This window comes from Streptomyces sp. R28 (assembly GCF_041052385.1).
Lineage (GTDB): Bacteria > Actinomycetota > Actinomycetes > Streptomycetales > Streptomycetaceae > Streptomyces.
This window is the reverse complement of the sequence record NZ_CP163439.1, coordinates 275,965-293,979: the sequence shown is the minus strand read 5'-3', so window position 1 is coordinate 293,979 and position 18,015 is coordinate 275,965. Positions and strand designations below refer to the sequence as shown.

At 68.8% G+C, this 18,015-nt stretch carries 14 protein-coding genes and 3 pseudogenes; 7 read left to right on the top strand and 10 right to left on the bottom strand.

The annotated features are described in order from the left end of the window. Nucleotides 1-8: 8 nt before the first annotated feature. The 3 genes from treS to AB5J49_RS01245 all read right to left on the bottom strand — a co-directional run bounded on the left by treS (nucleotide 9) and on the right by AB5J49_RS01245 (nucleotide 4,104). Nucleotides 9-1,727, bottom strand: a complete 1,719-nt coding sequence (treS, locus tag AB5J49_RS01255) for a maltose alpha-D-glucosyltransferase (protein WP_369166575.1) — start codon at nucleotides 1,725-1,727, stop codon at nucleotides 9-11. Further along, nucleotides 1,724-3,739 carry an alpha-1,4-glucan--maltose-1-phosphate maltosyltransferase gene (locus tag AB5J49_RS01250; RefSeq protein WP_369166574.1) on the bottom strand — a complete coding sequence of 672 codons (2,016 nt, stop codon included), beginning with the start codon at nucleotides 3,737-3,739 and terminating at the stop codon, nucleotides 1,724-1,726. The genes treS and AB5J49_RS01250 overlap by 4 nt, the downstream gene beginning before the upstream one ends. A gap of 65 nt (nucleotides 3,740-3,804) precedes the next feature. Further along, nucleotides 3,805-4,104 carry a DUF5133 domain-containing protein gene (locus AB5J49_RS01245; protein ID WP_369166573.1) on the bottom strand — a complete coding sequence of 100 codons (300 nt, stop codon included), beginning with the start codon at nucleotides 4,102-4,104 and terminating at the stop codon, nucleotides 3,805-3,807. Nucleotides 4,105-4,401: 297 nt separating this feature from the next. Between AB5J49_RS01245 and AB5J49_RS01240 the strand changes: the two genes are divergently transcribed. Both AB5J49_RS01240 and glgX read left to right on the top strand, forming a co-directional pair. Next, a complete protein-coding gene (locus tag AB5J49_RS01240) occupies nucleotides 4,402-4,914 on the top strand; it encodes a pep a2 (RefSeq protein ID WP_369166572.1) in 513 nt (170 codons plus the stop codon). Further along, complete coding sequence (gene glgX / locus AB5J49_RS01235) at nucleotides 4,911-7,055, top strand: glycogen debranching protein GlgX (RefSeq protein WP_369166571.1); 2,145 nt, start codon at nucleotides 4,911-4,913, stop codon at nucleotides 7,053-7,055. Before AB5J49_RS01240 ends, glgX begins: the two co-directional genes overlap by 4 nt. A 102-nt stretch (nucleotides 7,056-7,157) precedes the next feature. On the opposite strand, the gene AB5J49_RS01230 is transcribed toward glgX, so the two are convergent. Further along, nucleotides 7,158-8,032 (bottom strand): IS5 family transposase gene (locus tag AB5J49_RS01230; RefSeq protein WP_369166570.1). Its coding sequence is split into 2 segments (ribosomal slippage): nucleotides 7,158-7,645 and nucleotides 7,645-8,032, totalling 876 coding nucleotides; the frame shifts between segments, so codons are not numbered across the junction. Nucleotides 8,033-8,101: 69 nt separating this feature from the next. Next, the gene (locus tag AB5J49_RS01225) at nucleotides 8,102-8,902 is read right to left on the bottom strand and encodes a VOC family protein (RefSeq protein WP_369166569.1); all 801 of its coding nucleotides are present in this window, start codon (nucleotides 8,900-8,902) and stop codon (nucleotides 8,102-8,104) included. Between the two features lie 170 nt (nucleotides 8,903-9,072). Here AB5J49_RS01225 and AB5J49_RS01220 point away from each other — a divergent pair, with 170 nt between their 5' ends. Continuing rightward, entirely contained in the window at nucleotides 9,073-9,405 is a 333-nt protein-coding gene (locus tag AB5J49_RS01220; protein WP_369166567.1) for an ANTAR domain-containing protein, read from the top strand. Nucleotides 9,406-9,432: 27 nt separating this feature from the next. Here the strand turns inward: AB5J49_RS01220 and AB5J49_RS01215 are convergent, their stop codons facing one another. Continuing rightward, nucleotides 9,433-10,224: an RNA polymerase sigma factor SigF gene (locus AB5J49_RS01215; RefSeq protein ID WP_369166566.1), complete on the bottom strand. Its 792-nt coding sequence runs from the start codon at nucleotides 10,222-10,224 to the stop codon at nucleotides 9,433-9,435. A 287-nt stretch (nucleotides 10,225-10,511) separates the two neighbouring features. Between AB5J49_RS01215 and AB5J49_RS01210 the strand changes: the two are divergent. Both AB5J49_RS01210 and AB5J49_RS01205 read left to right on the top strand, forming a co-directional pair. Then, nucleotides 10,512-10,676: pseudogene (locus tag AB5J49_RS01210) on the top strand (MarR family transcriptional regulator); the annotation flags it as partial. Between the two features lie 338 nt (nucleotides 10,677-11,014). After that, nucleotides 11,015-11,536 carry a hypothetical protein gene (locus tag AB5J49_RS01205; protein WP_369166565.1) on the top strand — a complete coding sequence of 174 codons (522 nt, stop codon included), beginning with the start codon at nucleotides 11,015-11,017 and terminating at the stop codon, nucleotides 11,534-11,536. A gap of 467 nt (nucleotides 11,537-12,003) precedes the next feature. Here the strand turns inward: AB5J49_RS01205 and AB5J49_RS01200 are convergent, their stop codons facing one another. Then, a complete protein-coding gene (locus tag AB5J49_RS01200; RefSeq protein ID WP_369175012.1) occupies nucleotides 12,004-13,167 on the bottom strand; it encodes an epoxide hydrolase family protein in 1,164 nt (387 codons plus the stop codon). A gap of 106 nt (nucleotides 13,168-13,273) precedes the next feature. On the opposite strand from AB5J49_RS01200, the pseudogene AB5J49_RS01195 reads away from it, so the two are divergent. Together AB5J49_RS01195 and AB5J49_RS01190 are read left to right on the top strand one after the other, a co-directional pair. Further along, a pseudogene (locus AB5J49_RS01195) lies at nucleotides 13,274-14,114 on the top strand (IS5 family transposase). Between the two features lie 21 nt (nucleotides 14,115-14,135). Then, entirely contained in the window at nucleotides 14,136-14,711 is a 576-nt protein-coding gene (locus AB5J49_RS01190; protein WP_369166564.1) for an ABATE domain-containing protein, read from the top strand. Nucleotides 14,712-15,223: 512 nt separating this feature from the next. Here AB5J49_RS01190 and AB5J49_RS01185 read toward each other — a convergent pair. From AB5J49_RS01185 to AB5J49_RS01175, 3 genes and pseudogenes are all read right to left on the bottom strand, one after another. Further along, nucleotides 15,224-15,425: pseudogene (locus tag AB5J49_RS01185) on the bottom strand (IS5/IS1182 family transposase); the annotation flags it as partial. Nucleotides 15,426-15,589: 164 nt separating this feature from the next. Continuing rightward, complete coding sequence (gene hemC, locus AB5J49_RS01180) at nucleotides 15,590-16,525, bottom strand: hydroxymethylbilane synthase (RefSeq protein ID WP_369166563.1); 936 nt, start codon at nucleotides 16,523-16,525, stop codon at nucleotides 15,590-15,592. Nucleotides 16,526-16,542: 17 nt separating this feature from the next. Further along, entirely contained in the window at nucleotides 16,543-17,769 is a 1,227-nt protein-coding gene (locus tag AB5J49_RS01175; protein WP_369166562.1) for an MFS transporter, read from the bottom strand. Between the last annotated feature and the right edge of the window lie 246 nt (nucleotides 17,770-18,015).

Below are 18,015 nucleotides of genomic sequence, written 5' to 3'. Positions count from 1 at the left end.
GCCCACGCTCAAAGTCGTCTGCCGATGCGGGATGCGACTCGGGAGAGCCGGAACCAGTAGAAGCCGTGGCCCCCGAGGGTCAGCAGATACGGCAGCTCACCGATCGCCGGGAAGCGGACCCCGCCGAACAGCTCGACCGGGTGGCGTCCGCTGAACTCGCGCAGGTCGAGCTCGGTGGGCTGCGCGAAGCGCGCGAAGTTGTTCACGCACAGGACGAGGTCGTCCTCGTATTCGCGCAGGAAGGCGAGCACCGCCGGGTTGGAGGACTGGAGTTCGGTGTAGGTGCCGAGTCCGAAGGCCGGGTTCTGCTTGCGGATCTCGATCATGCGGCGGGTCCAGTGCAGGAGCGAGGACGGGGAGGCCATGGAGGCCTCGACGTTCGTCACCTGGTAGCCGTAGACGGGGTCCATGATCGTGGGGAGGCAGAGGCGTCCCGGGTCGCAGGAGGAGAAGCCGGCGTTGCGGTCCGGGGTCCACTGCATCGGTGTGCGGACGGCGTCGCGGTCGCCGAGCCAGATGTTGTCGCCCATGCCGATCTCGTCGCCGTAGTAGAGGATCGGGCTGCCCGGCAGGGCGAGCAGCAGGGCGGTGAACAGCTCGATCGAATGACGGTCGTTGTCGAGGAGCGGGGCGAGCCGCCTGCGGATGCCGATGTTGGCGCGCATGCGGGGATCCTTGGCGTATTCCGCCCACATGTAGTCGCGTTCTTCGTCGGTGACCATTTCGAGGGTCAGCTCGTCGTGGTTGCGCAGGAAGATGCCCCACTGGCAGCCGGTGGGGATGGCCGGCGTCTTGGCGAGGATTTCCGAGACCGGGTAGCGGGATTCCCGCCGTACCGCCATGAAGATCCGGGGCATGACGGGGAAGTGGAAGGCCATGTGGCATTCGTCGCCACCGTTTTGGTAATCACCGAAGTAATCGACGACGTCCTCCGGCCACTGGTTCGCTTCCGCCAGCAGCACGGTGTCCGGATACATCGCGTCGATCTCACGGCGGACACGCCTCAGAAACTCATGGGTCGCGGGAAGGTTCTCGCAGTTCGTGCCCTCCTCCGCGTACAGATAGGGCACGGCATCGAGCCGGAATCCGTCGATGCCGAGGTCCAGCCAGAAGCGCAGGGCGGCCAGGATTTCCTCCTGGACAGCCGGACTCTCGTAGTTGAGGTCGGGTTGGTGGGAGAAGAAGCGGTGGAAGAAGTACTGCCCTCGGACCGGGTCGTAAGTCCAGTTGGAGGCTTCGGTGTCGACGAAGATGATGCGGGCGTCGGCGTACTGCTTGTCGTCGTCGGCCCACATGTAGTAGTCGCCGTAGGGGCCGTCGGGGTCTTTCCTCGATTCCTGGAACCACGGGTGCTGGTCGCTGGTGTGGTTCATGACGAAGTCGATGATGACCCGCATGCCGCGCTGGTGGGCGGAGTCGACGAATTCGACGAAGTCGGCGAGGTCGCCGAATTCGGGCAGTACGGCGGTGTAGTCGGAGACGTCGTAGCCGCCGTCGCGCAGGGGTGATTTGAAGAAGGGCGGCAGCCACAGGCAGTCGACGCCGAGCCATTGCAGGTAGTCGAGTTTGGCGGTGAGGCCTTTGAGGTCGCCGACTCCGTCGCCGTTGCTGTCCTGGAAGGAGCGGACCAGGACCTCGTAGAAGACGGCGCGCTTGAACCAATCCGGGTCACGATCCTTGGCAGGGGTGTCCTCGAAGGTGTCCAGCACGGGCTCGTTGACGGTCATGACGCGGGAGACCCTCCGATCTGCGGTGGTGATGCCTGGACGTGGAGCACGTGCGCGGGCGCCCTGCCGGGCTCCAGGCGTACGTAGTTGGTCCTGCCCCAGCGGTAGGTCTCACCCGTCAGTTCGTCGTGCACGGACAGGGAGGCATCCCAGTCCAGGCCGAGTTGCGGCATGTCCAACGAGACCGTGGCCTCCTGGGTGTGGTGAGGGTCGAGGTTGGCGATCACCAGAACGGTGTCCGGGCCCGTGCGTTTGCTGTACGCGATGAGCGCGTCGTTGTCGGTCTGGTGGAAGCGGAGGTTCCTGAGCCGGTGGAGGGCGGGGTGGCTCCGTCGGACGGCGTTGAGCTGGGTGATCAGGGGGGCGATGGTGCGGCCTTCGCGTGCGGCGGCTTCCCAGTCGCGGGGCCGCAGCTGGTACTTCTCCGAGTGGAGGTACTCCTCGCTGCCGTTGCGCAGGGGGGTGTTCTCGCAGAGCTCGTAGCCGCTGTAGATGCCCCAGGTGGGGGAGAGGGTGGCCGCCAGCACGGCGCGGAGCTCGAAGGCGGGCCGTCCGCCGTGCTGGAGGAATTCGTGCAGGATGTCGGGGGTGTTGGCGAAGAAGTTGGGCCGCATGTAGGCGGCCGCCTCGCCGGACAGCTCGGTCAGGTACTCGGTGAGTTCCTGCTTGCTGTTGCGCCAGGTGAAGTAGGTGTACGACTGCTGGAAGCCGATCTGGGCGAGGGTGTGCATCATCGCCGGGCGGGTGAACGCCTCGGCCAGGAAGATCACGTCCGGGTCGGTGCGGTTGATGTCCGCGATGACCTTCTGCCAGAACACGACCGGTTTGGTGTGCGGGTTGTCGACGCGGAAGATCCGCACGCCGTGGGCCATCCAGTGCCGCAGGACGCGCAGGGTCTCGGTGATCAGGCCGTCCATGTCGGCGTCGAAGGCGATGGGGTAGATGTCCTGGTACTTCTTCGGCGGGTTCTCGGCGTAGGCGATCGTGCCGTCGGCGCGGTGGTGGAACCACTCGGGGTGTTTGTGGACCCAGGGGTGGTCGGGGGAGCACTGCAGGGCGAAGTCGAGGGCGATCTCCAGGCCGAGTTCCGTTGCCCGGGCCACGAAGTGGTCGAAGTCCTCGATGGTGCCCAGGTCGGGGTGGACGGCGTCGTGGCCGCCTTCGGGGGAGCCGATCGCCCAGGGCACGCCGACGTCTTCGGGGCCGGCGGAGAGGGTGTTGTTCTGGCCCTTGCGGAAGGTCGTGCCGATGGGGTGGATGGGCGGGAGGTAGACCACGTCGAAGCCCATCGCGGCGATCGCCGGCAACCGCCGTGCGGCGGTGCGGAAGGTGCCGTGGGGCTGCTGCGGGGTGCCCTCGGAGCGGGGGAAGAACTCGTACCAGGAGCCGTACAGGGCCCGCTCGCGCTCCACCAGCAGCGGCAGCGGATCCGTCACGGTGACCAGATCCCGCAACGGATACCGCCCCAACACCGCATCCACGTTGGCCGCGAACGCCGCCTCCAGCCGTGACACGGGCGGCAGTGAGTCGTCCCGCAACGCCTCCGCGGCGGCCTGCACGGTCGCCCACCCCGCGGCGTCGGGCACCGCGGCCGCCGCACGCTCGTACAGCTCGCCGCCCTCCTCCAGGACGAGCCCGACGTCGATGCCGGCCGGGACCTTGATCCGGGCCGTGTGGCGCCACGTGGCCACCGGATCGCTCCAGGCCTCCACCTGGAAGGTCCAGTGCCCCACCGAGGCCGGCGTCACCTTGGCGCCCCAGCGGTCGCTCCCCGGCGTCAGCTCGTGCATCGGCGTCCACGGACCGGGACGGCCCTCCGGATCGGTCAGCACGACATTGGCGGCCACGGCGTCATGGCCTTCGCGGAACACGGTGGCGGTGACCTCGAAGGTCTCTCCCGCGACCGCCTTCGCCGGGTGCCTGCCGCACTCCACGGCCGGCTGTACGTCCCGTACCGGGATGCGGCCGATCGTCCCGGTTCTGGTCCGGGTCTTCGTCTTGGTCCTGCCCATGGTTCACCTCCGCCGTGCTCGAGGCCGGGCACCAGGCCCGGCCGGGGGTCGAAACTGCGCCGGAACTACCTTCCGGCAAGGAAACGCCACCGCCGTGATCTTGGTGGGCCCCGGCGGACGGCGCTCAGGTGAGGTCGCTCGTTCTGCTCCCGGAGGTAGGCCGCCAGGGTGATGTGCAGATAGCGCTCGGCCGCGTCCGCTGCCTCGCGCGCGCAGCGCTTTCCCATCAGCACGCACAGGGTGTACCCGGCGTCCTCGAAAGTGGCGCGCACCGTGTGGTCGGCAGGGGCCGCGAGCATGGCGCGTTCCCAGGCCCGATATCGCCGCAGTTGCCGAGCGACTTCGGCTTTGGCCGGTAGCAGCATGGCGCCGTTCACCTTCCGGGCTGCTCGATGACGCGTCTCCCGACCATCGGGCGGTACCCGGGCGCGCACACACGGGTTCCGTTACGGGCATCGAGGTCTTCACACATGGTGCACGGTCGGCGACTCAGCGTCTTGTTGGAGCTTCAACCACCCCAGGTGTTTCCTCCTGTTGCACGAATGGCGTACCACCCCCACCCTGGAGTGACTCAGAAGCGATCAGCGCTCACGCTCCGTGTTCGGGGCCCGTCCCGCAGGGGCGAGGAGAGCGGGAGCTTTCGCGGTGAGGAGGTAACGACGGTGAAGACCGCAGTGCCCTGCTACTACCACCTCGACGTGGAAGTCAGCCCCGAACGGGTGGGACAGGTCAGCCGAATTCTGGCCGCTCACCTCCGGTACTGGGACCTGGAGACGCTTGTCGAGCCCGTCCGCCACGGCACGGAGATGCTGCTGCGGGCCATCGACGAGCACGCGAAGGACAAGAACATCTCGATCGAGATGTGGTGGAACGGCCAGCACCTCATCACCGCCATCGGCGACAACGACCGTGCCCTGCGCCCGGACCACGAACTGCGCGCCTGCCTGCAGCACCTCGCCGCGATGAGCGACGGCTGGGGCTGCTGCGCCACCGAGACCGGCAGCAAGATCATCTGGTTCTCACAGCGCGCCCGCGCCGGCGAACGTGCCCCGCTCGTGCCCACGGCGCCCACCCCCGGCCTGCGGGAGGCGCTTCAGGTGCCCCGCGAGGTGCCCGTCACCGCCGTGGCCGACGCGGCGGGCACCCGGGACGTCGTCCTGGAGGAGGCCCGGTGACCGTGCGACGACGAGGCAGAGGGGTGCCGGCCTGGAGCGGGCACCCCTACCCGCTGGGAGCCGTCTTCGACGGACAGGGCACGAACTTCGCCCTGTTCAGCGAGGTCGCCGAACGCGTCGAGCTCGTCCTCGTCGACGACAAGGACCGGCACAGCGCCGTCGAGCTGACCGAGGTCGACGGCTTCGTGTGGCACGGCTACCTGCCCGGCGTCGGACCGGGACAGCGCTACGGCTACCGGGTCCACGGCCCCTGGGACCCGGGCCTCGGCCACCGGTGCAATCCGGCGAAGCTGCTGCTCGACCCGTACAGCCGGGCCGTGGACGGCCGGGTGGACAACCACGCCTCCCTCTTCGAGCGCACCCCGGGCGCCCCGTCCCCGGCCGACAGCGCCGGGCACACCATGCTCGGCGTGGTGACCGACCCGCACTTCGACTGGGGCGACGACCGTCCGCTGGGGCGGCCGTACGCCGACACCGTCATCTACGAGGCGCACGTACGGGGCCTCACGCGCACTCACCCGGACGTCCCGCCGGAGCTGCGCGGCACCTACGCCGGACTCGCGCACCCCGCGATCGTCGAGCACCTGACCTCCCTCGGGGTGACCGCCGTCGAGCTGATGCCGGTGCACCAGTACGTCCAGGACGGCGTGTTGCTCGACCGGGGCCTGTCCAACTACTGGGGCTACAACACGATCGGCTTCTTCGCGCCGCACGACGCCTACGCCGCCCACGGCACCCGCGGTCAGCAGGTCGACGAGTTCAAGTCGATGGTGAAGGCACTGCACGCGGCCGGCCTCGAAGTGATCCTCGACGTGGTCTACAACCACACCGCCGAGGGCAACGAGCGCGGCCCGACCCTCTCCTTCCGCGGCATCGACAACGCCTCGTACTACCGCCTGGTGGACGGCGACTGGGCGCACTACTACGACACCACCGGCACCGGCAACAGCCTGCTGATGCGCCACCCCTACGTACTCCAGCTGATCATGGACTCGCTGCGCTACTGGGTCACCGAGATGCACGTGGACGGGTTCCGCTTCGACCTCGCGGCCACGCTCGCCCGCCAGTTCCACGAGGTGGACCGCCTCTCGGCGTTCTTCGACCTCATCCAGCAGGACCCGGTGATCAGCCGCGTCAAGCTGATCGCGGAGCCGTGGGACGTGGGGGAGGGCGGCTACCAGGTGGGCAACTTCCCGCCCCTTTGGTCGGAGTGGAACGGCAAGTACCGCGACGCCGTACGGGACTTCTGGCGCGGTGAGCCCGGTTCCCTCGGCGAGTTCGCCTCCCGGCTGACCGGCTCCTCCGACCTGTACGCGCACAGCAGGCGGCGCCCGCGCGCCAGCGTCAACTTCGTGACCGCGCACGACGGGTTCACCCTGCGCGACCTCGTCTCCTACAACGACAAGCACAACGAGGCCAACGGCGAGGGCAACCGGGACGGCGAGAGCCACAACCGCTCCTGGAACTGCGGCGCCGAGGGCGAGACCCGCGACCCGGCCGTCCTGCAACTGCGCGCCCGTCAGCAGCGCAACTTCATCGCCACGCTGCTGCTCTCGCAGGGCATCCCCATGCTCGGCCACGGCGACGAACTCGGCCGCACCCAGCGCGGCAACAACAACGCCTACTGCCAGGACAACGAAGTCTCCTGGATCGACTGGCGGCTCACCGACGACCAGCGCGACCTCGCCGACTTCACGCGCCACGTCATCGCCCTGCGCGCCGCCCACCCCGTCCTACGCCGCCGCCGCTTCTTCCAGGGCGAGACCGCGACCCACCCCGACCAGCCGCTGCCCGACCTGGTGTGGCTGCTCCCGGACGGCCGCGAGATGGCGGACGAGGACTGGCAGCGCTCCGACGCCCACTCGGTCGCCGTCTTCCTCAACGGCGACGCCATCGCCGAACCCGACTGGTGCGGCCGCCCCGTGGTGGACGACTCCTTCCTGCTGCTGCTCAACAGCTACTGGGAGCCGGTGGAATTCCAACTGCCGGACGCCACCTACGGCGACCGCTGGGCGACCTTGATCGACACGGCCGAGCCCCAGGGCCCCCCGGACGAGGCGGAGCACAAGGCAGGCACCGCCCTGCTCATCGAACGCCGCAGCCTGGTCCTCCTGTCGAGGCCGTCGCGCGCGACGCGCTGAAGGGGAGCGGGGCTGTACGGAAACCTGTCGAGGGCGTCAACCTGTCGAGGGCGTCGCGGGCAACGCCCAAAGGGGCCCTAGGGCCTGTTGTGAAAGTGCTGGTCACAGCCACTCGTTAATGACCGCGACCAGCACGGTCGCTTCAAAGCGGACGGCGAGTTTGTCGTAGCGAGTGGCGACGGCCCGGTGGCGCTTGAGCCGGTTGATCCCGCACTCGACCGCGTGCCGCTGCTTGTAGTCGTCCTTGTCGAACGTCGGTGGCCGCCCGCCGCGCGATCCGCGCGTGAGGCGGTTGCGGACACGGTCCGCCGGGACCGGGATGGTGGCCTTGATCCCGCGTCTGCGCAGGTAGGAGCGGTTGCCGCGGGAGTCGTACGCCTTGTCGGCCCGAACCCGGTCGGGACGCTTGCGCGGCCTGCCGAGCCCCAGCCTGGGGACCCGGATGGCTTCCAGGACCGCTTCGAACTGCGGGGAATCGCCCCGCTGCCCGGCCGTGATCACGACGGACAAGGGCTTTTGACCCTGCTCGACCGCGAGGTGGATCTTGCTGGTCAGTCCGCCGCGGGATCGTCCGAGTGCGTGGTCGGCCGGCTCGGCGAAGATCCCGCCCGGCGGTTCCTTCTGGAGGTCCCCCTTTTCGCCGCTCCGGCGGCGTGCTGGTGGGCCCGGCAGACGGTGGAGTCGACGTTCACGTCCCAGGTGATCAGGCCCTTGGCGTCCGCCTCGGCCTGAAGCTGGGTGAGGATCCTCGCCCAGGTCCCGTCCCTCTGCCAGCGCCGGAACAGGTCGTAGACCCGGTCCCAGGGCCCATAGCGTTCCGGCACGTCGCGCCAGGGTGCACCGGTCCGGGTCCGCCACCGTATGCCGTCTATGAGCTGCCGCCGCGTCCACACCGGCGGACGGCCCGGCTTGATGCCCGCCGGCAACAACGGCTCCAGCCGGGCCCACTGGCCGTTCGTCAGATCACCACGTCCCACAGGACGTGATCATCAACGAACAAGATCCACTTTCGCAACAGACCCTAGGGGCCCTCCCTGTCGCACCCTCTACCGTGCACGGCGCGAGGTCACCGTGAACTGTGCTCCGTCCGGATCCCGCAGCACGGCCTCCTCGCTCCCCTTCGACAGCACGCTGCCCCCATGCAGCTCAGCCGCCCGCACACACCCCGCCACGTCGGTGACCGCGAAGTGAACCTGCCAGTGCGGCCGGATCGTCGGATCCGGCGCGGCCTCCAGCGCACCCGACTCGATCCGCGCCACGACATCGCCGCCGCTGCGCAGCACGACCTCCCCGCCCTCGTAGCGGACCTCACAGCAACCGGGCCGCTCCGTCGCCCAGTCGAGGACCTCGCCGTAGAACATGGCGGCGTCGAATGCGTCGCGGGTGTGCAGCCGGATGAAGGGCGCCGCGCGTCGCCAGGTCTCCCAGTTGGAGTGGAGCTCCCCCTCCCAGACGCCGAAGGTCGCGCCGTCCCGGTCGGCCAGCAGCGCCGCGCGCCCGGGCGGCAGCGAGAGCGGTCCGACGGCGGACGTGCCACCGCGCTCCTGCACACGTGCCACGGCCTCGTCCGCGCTCGGCACGGCGAAGTACGGCGTCCAGGCGACGGCCATCTGCCACATCGTGGCCACCGCCGCGACCCCGGCGACCGGGATCCCGTCCGCCAGCGCGACCCAGAAGCGGTCGCCCAGCTTGGCGGGCCGCCAGCGCCAGCCCAGTACGGCCGAGTAGAACTCGTGGGTGGCCTCGAGATCGCGGCTGGTCAGGCTCACCCAGCAGGGTGCCCCGAACACGGAGTGTGTGGACACGACATCGGCCGTGCTCCTGGGATTTCTTGCATCGTCGTTCATGGCAGTCGCGTCCTGGTCTCGCGCGACCGGCGGCCACCGGTCTCCTCCCAGTGTCCAGCCGGATCCGTTCCGGGGCCTGTCGAGTTACCTCCGGCGTGGCGCCGAAACGGCCGAGGTCCGGCCCTTCGCTTTCACTGGCACACGACCGGCGAAGCGGCGAGGATGGAGGCGTGGCACCGGTACCGCACGAACCCGCAGACGAGACAGACCGGATCCTCGAGCTGCAAGAGGAAGTCGACCAGCTCAAAGAGGCGGTCGTCTCGCACGCCGTCGTGGACCAGGCGATCGGCATGGTCGTCGCGCTCGGCCGCGTGTCGCCGGACCAGGGGTGGGCCGTACTGAAGGACGTGTCCCAGCACACGAACATCAAGCTCCGCCAGGTCGCGGAACTGATTCTGCGCTGGGGCCGGGACGGGGAAATGCCGCCCGAAATCAGCGTCGAGTTCGAAGAGGCCCTTGAGCGGTACGGCCCGACGCAGATTCCGGGAACGGCCGAGGACTGACTCACCCCTTCGGGTTCGACTTCGGGTTCAACGGGCTTCCACGAGCATTTCGTCGCGCAAGTGGGCGAAGCAGCCGCTGAGCAGCCGGGAGACGTGCATCTGCGAGATGCCGAGTTGCTGCGCGATACGGCTCTGGGTCATCCCGCCGAAGAAGCGGAGGTAGAGGATGGTCCGCTCCCGCTCCGGCAGTCGCTGCAGGCACGGCTTGACGGCCACCCGGTCGACGACCACGTCGTACGCCGGATCGGGACCGCCGAGCGCGTCCCCCAGCGCGTAACCGTCGGTGCCAGGCATCTCCGCCTCCAGCGACAGCGCGGAGAAGCACTCCAGGGCTTCCATCCCGGTGCGCACCTCGGCCTCGCTCAGATGCGCGTGCTCGGCGATCTCGGGAATGGTGGGCGCGCGCCCGGGGGTCTGCTGCGACAGCTCCTTCGCGGAGCTGCGCACCCGGTTGCGCAGGTCCTGGACCCGGCGGGGCACGTGCAGCGTCCACATGTGGTCGCGGAAGTGCCGCTTGATCTCGCCAGTGATGGTGGGCACCGCGTACGCCTCGAAGGCGTGGCCGCGGGCCGGGTCGTAGTGGTCGACGGCTTTCACCAGTCCCAGGGCGGCCACCTGGTACAGGTCCTCGAGGGACTCGCCGCGCCCCTTGAACCGTACGGCGATCCGCTCGGCCATGGGCAACCAGGCCTGAACCAGATCGTCCCTGAGCGCCTTGCGTTCCGGCCCGTCGGGCAGTTCCACGAGCCGGTCGAACGCTTCCGCGGTGTCAGGGGCGTCGTCGTGCGGATGCTGCTTCGTTCTGGTGGTGGCACTCATCCGTGCGCACCTCCTCAGCAGGTGCTGACTGGACAGACACCGTGGGAGGCGCGGATTCGGACCTCAGGAGGACACTCCGGAGCCCGGTGGGCCGACTCCCACGGACGTGCCTCCTGTCCGAAGCACATATGGGTGGATTCCCCCTCAAGGGGTGTCCGAAACAAATTTCGTGAATGCGACTTCGTGTTGCCGTCGGATGACTGTGTGTTTACGGAGACGGAGAGACAGGCTCGCCATTGCCTTCCCAAGGGCCGCATTACCTTTACTGCAAAGGTGATCTCGGCGGCATGACCTTCCCGGAGGAGCCGGCCGACGCGCTCGTCGGGGTCCAGCGGCTGATCCGGCGCAGGCTGCGGCGGGAGATGCCCGCCCCGCAGCTGCGCGGAGCCGAGGTGGAGCTGTTGCGGCTGGTCGTGGAGCGACCCGGCATCGGGATCTCGGACGCGGCCAGGAGCTGTTCGACGCCCTGCGCGGTCCCCTCCCCCGCACCCCGGCAACCTGCACCCCGGCACACCTCGCGCTCGACTTCGCCGTGCTGTTGGTGGCCGCCGCGCCCGGCATCGGGGCGGCCTCCTCGCTGCTGGGTCGGCCGGCTCGTTGATCTTGGTGGGGAACGTGATGTGCGGCACGTAGCCGAACTCGGCCGTCAGGCCAGAAAGCGGATTCTTCCTGCCCACGGCTTGATCGGTGATCAAGGGGGCGAATGGGCTGGCCACAGCGCATTCCGCTCATTTGACAGTGCACTCGGCGCAAAGATAGGAAGCAGCTCTCTGAGGTCGAGAGGTGGACTGTGTACGAGCCGAACGTGGTCGGGGACTGGCACGAGTACGACGAGCATGCCGGTCTGCGTGTCCGCGTCCACCGTCTGGAAGCCGCGGAGCCACCGCGCGGACGGGACGACGCCGCCGAAGGGCTGACGTACTTCCGGGTGCGCGTCACCGTCGAGAACCGTGGCGAGAGGCACTTCGGCATTCACCTCGAGGACGGCCAGATCGACGTGCGGATCGGCCGCGACGGCGAGGCCGCGTTCATCGACTGGCGCAACTCGCAGTTCATCGAGGGCTTCGACGTCTACCCGCTGCGCCGGGCCACCGCCGTGCTGTACGCGGCGGGCCCGGAGGCGAGCCTGAGCCAGGTCGACGTGCAGATCCAGCTGCGGGTCGAGGAGGAGTGGGCGGATCGCCGGCTGTGGGCCGGCGGCCTCGGGCTGCAGGAGAACTCCGTCGGCGCCCACACCGCCACTCTGCGCGACGGCCTCGCGCTCCAGGTGAGCAACTTCCTGCGGGACCAGGCCGAAGAGGGCACCGCCTGACGCGGAGCGGCTCAGCGGGGGGGGCGTCCTCCGACGGGGGGCGTCCTCCGACGGGGAGCGCCTTCCGGGTCCGGCGTCGGGCCCGTCCCGCTACCGCGCCTCGCCGAGCGGGCCGGGCTGCCGCGCCTGCTCGCCGACCACCTGCACCTGCGCAACGCCGGCAACCATGCCGACGCCCACGCGGACTGCGAGCCGCAGGCGCCCTGGCCGGCGCCTTCCAGGCCAAGGCGATGACCGCCACCATCCGCGTGCATCCGCCGCTCACGGTCCACCGCCGCGCTGACTGCCGCTGCCCGCCCCACCCCGCCCGCCAGGGGCCCGATCGGGATGAACCTGTGGAAGAGCCGGTGCAGGCCGGCGGCTGATCCCCGCCCGGAACCGGCGGCTCTCGCCGAATTACCTCACGCGCCGTCAGCTCGCACCATCAGATCATCAGCCGGTGGATTCGGGCTCAGAGCCAGCCGCGTTCACCGATTGGCGGCCAGCACTGCCGCGAGGCCTTCTTGCAGGTCCTTGACGAAATACTCGGGAACCTCCAGCGACGGGAAATGTCCCCCGGTTTCAGGCGCCCTCCATCGGACGATCTGTCGGAACCGTTCCTGTGCCCAGGCGCGCGGGCACTTCTCGATGTCGCGGGGATACACACTGATTGCTGACGGGACGTCGACCCGAAGTTCGGGGTCGAGCGAGTTGTGGCTCTCGTAGTAAATACGGGCCGACGACGCGCCGGTCCGCGTCAGCCAATACAGGGTGACGTCGTCAAGAACGCGGTCTATGGAAATCGTCTCGAACGGGCTGTCTTCGGTATCTGTCCACTCGGCGAACTTGTCGAGGATCCAGGCGAGAAGCCCGACTGGTGAGTCGACGAGTGAGTAGCCGATGGTCTGCGGTCGGGTCGCCTGCTGCTTCGCGTACGCCGCGCGGTGACCCCAGAAGTCGCGGGTTTCCTCGGTCCATTTGCGCTCGGCCGCCGTCAGCCCGTCCGTTGTCAACCCGGGCGGTGCCTGCGCGGTCACTGTGTGGATGCCGAGAACGTGCGCCGGGAACCTGCCGCCGAGGACCGTGGTGATCACACCTCCCCAGTCGCCGCCGTGGGCTACGAACTTGCCGTAGCCGAGCCTTCCCATCAGTTCCACCCATGCGGCCGCGATCTTTTCGATTCCCCAGCCGGTGGTGGCCGGCTTGTCGCTGTAGCCAAAGCCCGGCAGCGACGGAACCACGACGTGGAACGCCGGCGCGTCCGCATCTTTCGGATCTGCCAGCTCGTCCACTACATCGATGAACTCGGCAATGCTGCCTGGCCAGCCGTGCGTCAAGATCAGAGGAGTGGCATCTGTGCGTGCGGATCGGCGGTGCAGGAAGTGGATTCCCAGACCGTCAATGGTCGTGCGGAACTGGCCGATCCGGTCAATGCGCGCTTCGAACGACCGCCAGTTGTACCCGGTGCGCCAGTAGTTCACGACATCGGCGAGGTCGGCGAGAGGAACGCCCTGGTCCCATCGGCGAGGGTCGGGCGCGGCGCGATAGACCGTCTCAGCTTCCGGCAGCCGCGCCGCGGCCAATCGCGCGCGCAGATCGTCGAGGTCAGCGTCAGTTGCGTGGGCTTCAAATGCTTGCACGTCGCTGGGTATGAGACCTCCTGGTCATCGTGGAACGGCTCGGACCTGTCGTGAACCGGCTAAGACGGTTCTAGCAAGTCTCGATGGCGGCGTGCAACCCGCTAAGACCGTGTCCTACATGGCCGGTTGGAAGTCGTGCTGGGTATGGGGGAGTGGACGGTGGGGTTGGATTGTTCCGGACGGTCTGTGGGAGATTGCCAGGCCGTTGCTGCCTCCGGCCCGCGTGCGGCCGCAGGGCGGCGGGGTCGCGAACATCGATGACGAGGCCGTCTTCGCGGCGATCATTTACGTGTTGGTCAGCGGGTGTGCCTGGCGAGCGTTGCCGCCGTGCTTCGGGGCCTCGAAGTCGACCGTGCACCGCCGGTTAGTCATCTGGTCCCGTGCGGGGGTCTGGGGCCGATTGCATCAGAGGGTGCTCCAAATCCTGGACGAACAGGGCCTGGTGGACCTCTCCCGCGCGGTCCCCGACTCCGCCCATGTGAGAGCTAGAAGGATTGCGAACTTGCAGGTCCGAGCCTCGTGGGCCGGGGTAAGCGCGGTTCCAAGATGCACGTCCTGTCCGACGCGGACGGACTGCCCCTACGCGTCGGCCTCTCCGCGGCCAACACCCACGACAGCCAGGCGCTGAAGCCGATGCTGTCCCACTTCCACATGGGACACGAATCCCGCGCAGCTGAGTCCAAGCCCGTGCGCCTTCACGCGGATAAGGCATACGACATCCCCCACCTGCGGCGGTGGTTATGGGGCAAGCACATCGGCGTCGGATCGCCCGCACGGGCGTCGAGTCCAGCGAACGTCTCGGCCGGCGCAGGTGGGTCATTGAGCGGACCATGTCTCGGCTGACTGGATACCGCCGACTCAACCACCGATACGAACGCCACCCTCGTAACTACCTGGCCTTTCTCGGCCTCGCAGCCGCCCTCTGCTGCTACAAACGCTTCCGCAGCCTCACCACGTAGGACGCGGTCTAAGGTGGTTCCATGCATGCTCGGTTCCCCGACTTCCGTCTCGGCAAGGTGCTGGCGACCAGCTTCACGGCGACTCTGACGGAGCGTTGCGGCGACGCTGTGGAGCGCATTCCCACGCCGCAGCGACTTGTCGACTGGCTGGCGGTGAACGGCCTCGCCGTGGACTCCTGCACCACCGCCCAGCTCGAACTCGCTTGGGAGCTGAGGGAATCGATTCATGCCGCGGTGACGGCGGCCGCGATCCAAGACGCTCTCCCTGCGTCTGCTGTCCAAGTCATCAATGGCTGCAGCATTCAGGGTCGGGCCGCAGCTGTCCTGACGCCCGAGAGTAATCGGCAATGGCGACTCAGCTCGGCTTCCTGCGTAGAAGATGCCCTAGGCGTGATCGCCGCCGACGCGATCAGCATCATCGCGGGCGAACGAGACGGAAAATTGGCCTTGTGCGCATCGCCAACCTGCCGAGCCGCCTTCTTCGACACCAGCCAGAGTCGCACCCGCAGATGGTGCGACATGAACACGTGCGGGAATCGTCAGAAGAAGGCGCGCTTCAATGCCAACCAGCGCAAAAACCCCAGATCAGCAAAGTAATCGTTAGCCTCGGTACACATCCAGGTGGGCCCCACGCATGCAGGCATGGGGAGAGGCCGTGTGGACGGGGACTCGTTGGGAGATGTTTCTGCGGGGTGTGGTGAGGCGGGTGCTGGCGGGAGATGAGCCGCAGCCGTGGTGGATACCGCGGCGCGTGCTGACCGTGGTGCCGGCCGATGTAGGCGTCACTGCCGGTGTTGGGGCGATCTGGATCGGGTGGCGTCCGAAGTCATCGCGGGGGCGTGAGCACATTGCGTTCGTGGAGTGGTAGGGCGAAAAGTGGCGATATGTGTTGGGGGGGCAGTAGCGGATCTGGAGACGATCCTGTCAACGGCGATGTGCTCGACGTGTGCAACGGCGGGGGCGTCCTCGGCCTTACTCGCCGTCTTGACCTTCCCCGCTCCCTCACCACGGCCCCATGGATCGGTTGTGTCAAAGTGCGCCTCGGGCGGAGCAGCGCAGTCTCGTTGCCGTTTGGGCATCGCCCCAAAGCAGCCGTGGAGCCCGCCCCGTCATCGCGGCAATGGGACGCGACGGCGCACGCCGGCGTCTTTGAGGCGGCAGTCTCGGAGGATCTTCGAGGTCTTCATGCGGGCGCAGGTGTGCTCGACCCGCGTGCGGACCTGGCGGTGGGAGGCGTTGTGCTCCGCCTTCCAGACCCGGGGGGGCGTCCTGACCTGGTTCCCGTCGGTGCGGGATGAGCAGGCCGGTGCCTTGCCCGACTGGCCTCCTCTGTGAGGAGGCTGACGCTGCATCTGTCCTGTGGCAGATCCGGTGCAAGCCGGCGGCTGATGCCTGCCCGGAACCGGCGGCCTACGCCAAATCACCTCACACACCGTCAGCTGACAGCATCAGATCATCAGCCGGTGGAGGTGGGCTCAGTGCGGGATGCCGTCGATGATCTCTCGTGCTCCCTGACGCAGCAGCGCGACCGCCACCGACGTACCGAGCGTGGCCGGGTCCAGTCGGCCGGCCCACTCGTGGGCGTTCAGTCGCGTCTTGCCGTCCGGGGTGAACACACAGGCCCGCAGGGACAGTTCGCCGCTGCGGTCCACGCGTGCGTACCCGGCGATCGGGCTGTTGCAGTGCCCCTGCAGGACGTGCAGGAACATGCGCTCGGCGGTGGCCTCCCGATAGGTGTCCGGGTCGCCGAGGCCGCTGACCGCGTCGATGAGCTCGGTGTCGCCCTCCCGGCACTGCAGCGCGAGGATGCCCGCGCCGATCGGCGGCATCATCACCTCGGGGGAGAGGACCTCGCTGATCACGTCAGGGCGGCCGATGCGCTCGAGGCCGGCCACCGCGAGCAGCAGCGCGTCCGCCCCGCCGGCCGCCAGCTTCTCCAGCCTGCGGTTGGCGTTGCCGCGGAACGGCACGCACTGGAGGTGCGGGTGGGTAGCGGCCAGCTGGGCGACACGGCGCACCGAGGAGGTGCCGATCCGGGTCCCCGCCGGTAGTTCGTCCAGCGTGAGTCCATCGGGATGGATGAGGGCGTCGCGGACGTCGTCCCGCTTCAGGAACGCGGCGAACGTCGTCCCCGCGGGCAGCGGCCGGTCGGCGGGGATGTCCTTGACGCAGTGCACGGCGAGATCGGCCTCGCCCGCCAGCAGAGCCGCGTCCACCTCCTTGGTGAACGCCCCCTTGCCCTCGACCTGGGACAGGTCGCCCATCCACTTGTCGCCGGTCGTCTTCACGGGCACGACCTCGGTGCGCACGCCCGGGTGGAGGGCCGCCAACTCGGCGCGGACACGCTCCACTTGGGCGAGCGCCATGGGCGAGTCACGGGAGACGATACGGATCAGTTCAGGGACGGACATGCGGACACGATAGACCGTCACAACCCCGCGTCCGTACGGTACCGCCCTATTCCCGCCTGGCCCTTGCCGCCCGCCCCGTCCTCGACGCCCGCGCGCAGCGACCGGATCAGCACCGCCAGCGCCCCGACCGTCAGCAGCCCCCCGACCAAGAACGTGCAGCGCACCCCGACCACGGGCAGCAGTACGCCCCCGAGCAGCGCACCGGCGGCGATGCCCACGTTGTAGGCGGCCGAGTTGGCCGCGAGCGCGGTCTCCGTGCGACCCGGCGCCACCTGGAGAACCCGGCTCTGCGTCGCCATGAAGATGGTCGCGACCGAGGCGCCGAGCAGCATGATCAGCACGATGTTCACCGCCGGGACGTGCCCGATCGCGTAGAGACCGAGCAGAGCCACCGCCTGGGCCGCCACCGGCGCGGCCAGCGTGGCTCGCGGGAAGCGGTCGAGGAGCGGACCGGCCACGGTGACCCCGGCCAGCGCCGCCCCGCCGAACGCGAACAGCACGCCGCTCACCGCGTCCTCGCCCAGTCCGCTCACCTCGTCGAGGAAGGCGACGACGTAGGTGAACCCGGCGAAGAAGCCAGTCACCGACAGGGCGGTGACGGTCAGTACGACGTAGAACCTGCGCCGGTCGGGGGCGGCCCCGTACGCGGAGTGACCGTCCTGCGGGCGGGACGACGGCAGCAGGACGCCGATGGTCACGAGCGAGACGAGCGCGAGCACGCCGAGCAGCGCGAAGGGCGTCCGCCAGTCGGTGTGCCCGCCCAGCCAGGTCCCGGCCGGCACCCCGGCCACGGTGGCCAGGGACCCGCCGACGGACAGCAGCCCGATGATCCGCCCCCGTCGCTCGGGCAAAAACAGCCCGACCGCGACCGGTCCCATCACCGCCCAGAACAACGCCTGCGCCATCGCCGTCGCCACCCGCGCCGCCAGCAGCAGCCCATACGACACGCCGCCCAGCGCCGACACCCAACTGGCCACGGCGAGCAGCCCCAGCAGCCCCGCGAGCAGATACCTGCGCGGCAGGGAACGGGTGACATGGGCGAGGGGCAATGACACGACGGCCACGGTCAGGCCGTACCCGGTCACCAGGGCGCCGACGGCCGCCAGCGAGACCCGCAGGTCGTCCGCCATGAGCGCGAGCAGGCCGACCGGCAGGTTCTCGGTGGTGTTGAAGGTGAACGCCGCCAGCATCAGCGCCGCGACGACGGCGCCACGCCGCCAGGGTGCCGGACGTACGGTGCCCATCCATCCGCCTTTCCGCCAGGGAGAGTCGGGGCAAGCGTGCCGGTCCGCGGGGGGGCGCCTCTACTCTTTCGGTCCGGGGCGAATCTTCGGGCCAAGGGGAGTCTCTTGGACCAGGGTGAGTCTTTCGGTGCGGGAGGCGTCTCTTCGCAGGGGACGAGCCTCTCGGGCCAGGGCGCGTCCCTCGGTCCGGGATGAGCATCTCGGACCAGGACGAACTCTTCGATCCGGGGGCGAGATCTCCGGTCC

Coding starts and splice junctions, on each gene's coding strand:
- treS (WP_369166575.1), bottom strand. CDS start 1,727: ATGACCGTCAACGAGCCCGTGCTGGACACCTTCGAGGACACCCCTGCC.
- AB5J49_RS01250 (WP_369166574.1), bottom strand. CDS start 3,739: ATGGGCAGGACCAAGACGAAGACCCGGACCAGAACCGGGACGATCGGC.
- AB5J49_RS01245 (WP_369166573.1), bottom strand. CDS start 4,104: ATGCTGCTACCGGCCAAAGCCGAAGTCGCTCGGCAACTGCGGCGATAT.
- AB5J49_RS01225 (WP_369166569.1), bottom strand. CDS start 8,902: ATGAACGACGATGCAAGAAATCCCAGGAGCACGGCCGATGTCGTGTCC.
- AB5J49_RS01215 (WP_369166566.1), bottom strand. CDS start 10,224: ATGAGTGCCACCACCAGAACGAAGCAGCATCCGCACGACGACGCCCCT.
- AB5J49_RS01190 (WP_369166564.1), top strand. CDS start 14,136: ATGCATGCTCGGTTCCCCGACTTCCGTCTCGGCAAGGTGCTGGCGACC.
- hemC (WP_369166563.1), bottom strand. CDS start 16,525: ATGTCCGTCCCTGAACTGATCCGTATCGTCTCCCGTGACTCGCCCATG.
- AB5J49_RS01175 (WP_369166562.1), bottom strand. CDS start 17,769: ATGGGCACCGTACGTCCGGCACCCTGGCGGCGTGGCGCCGTCGTCGCG.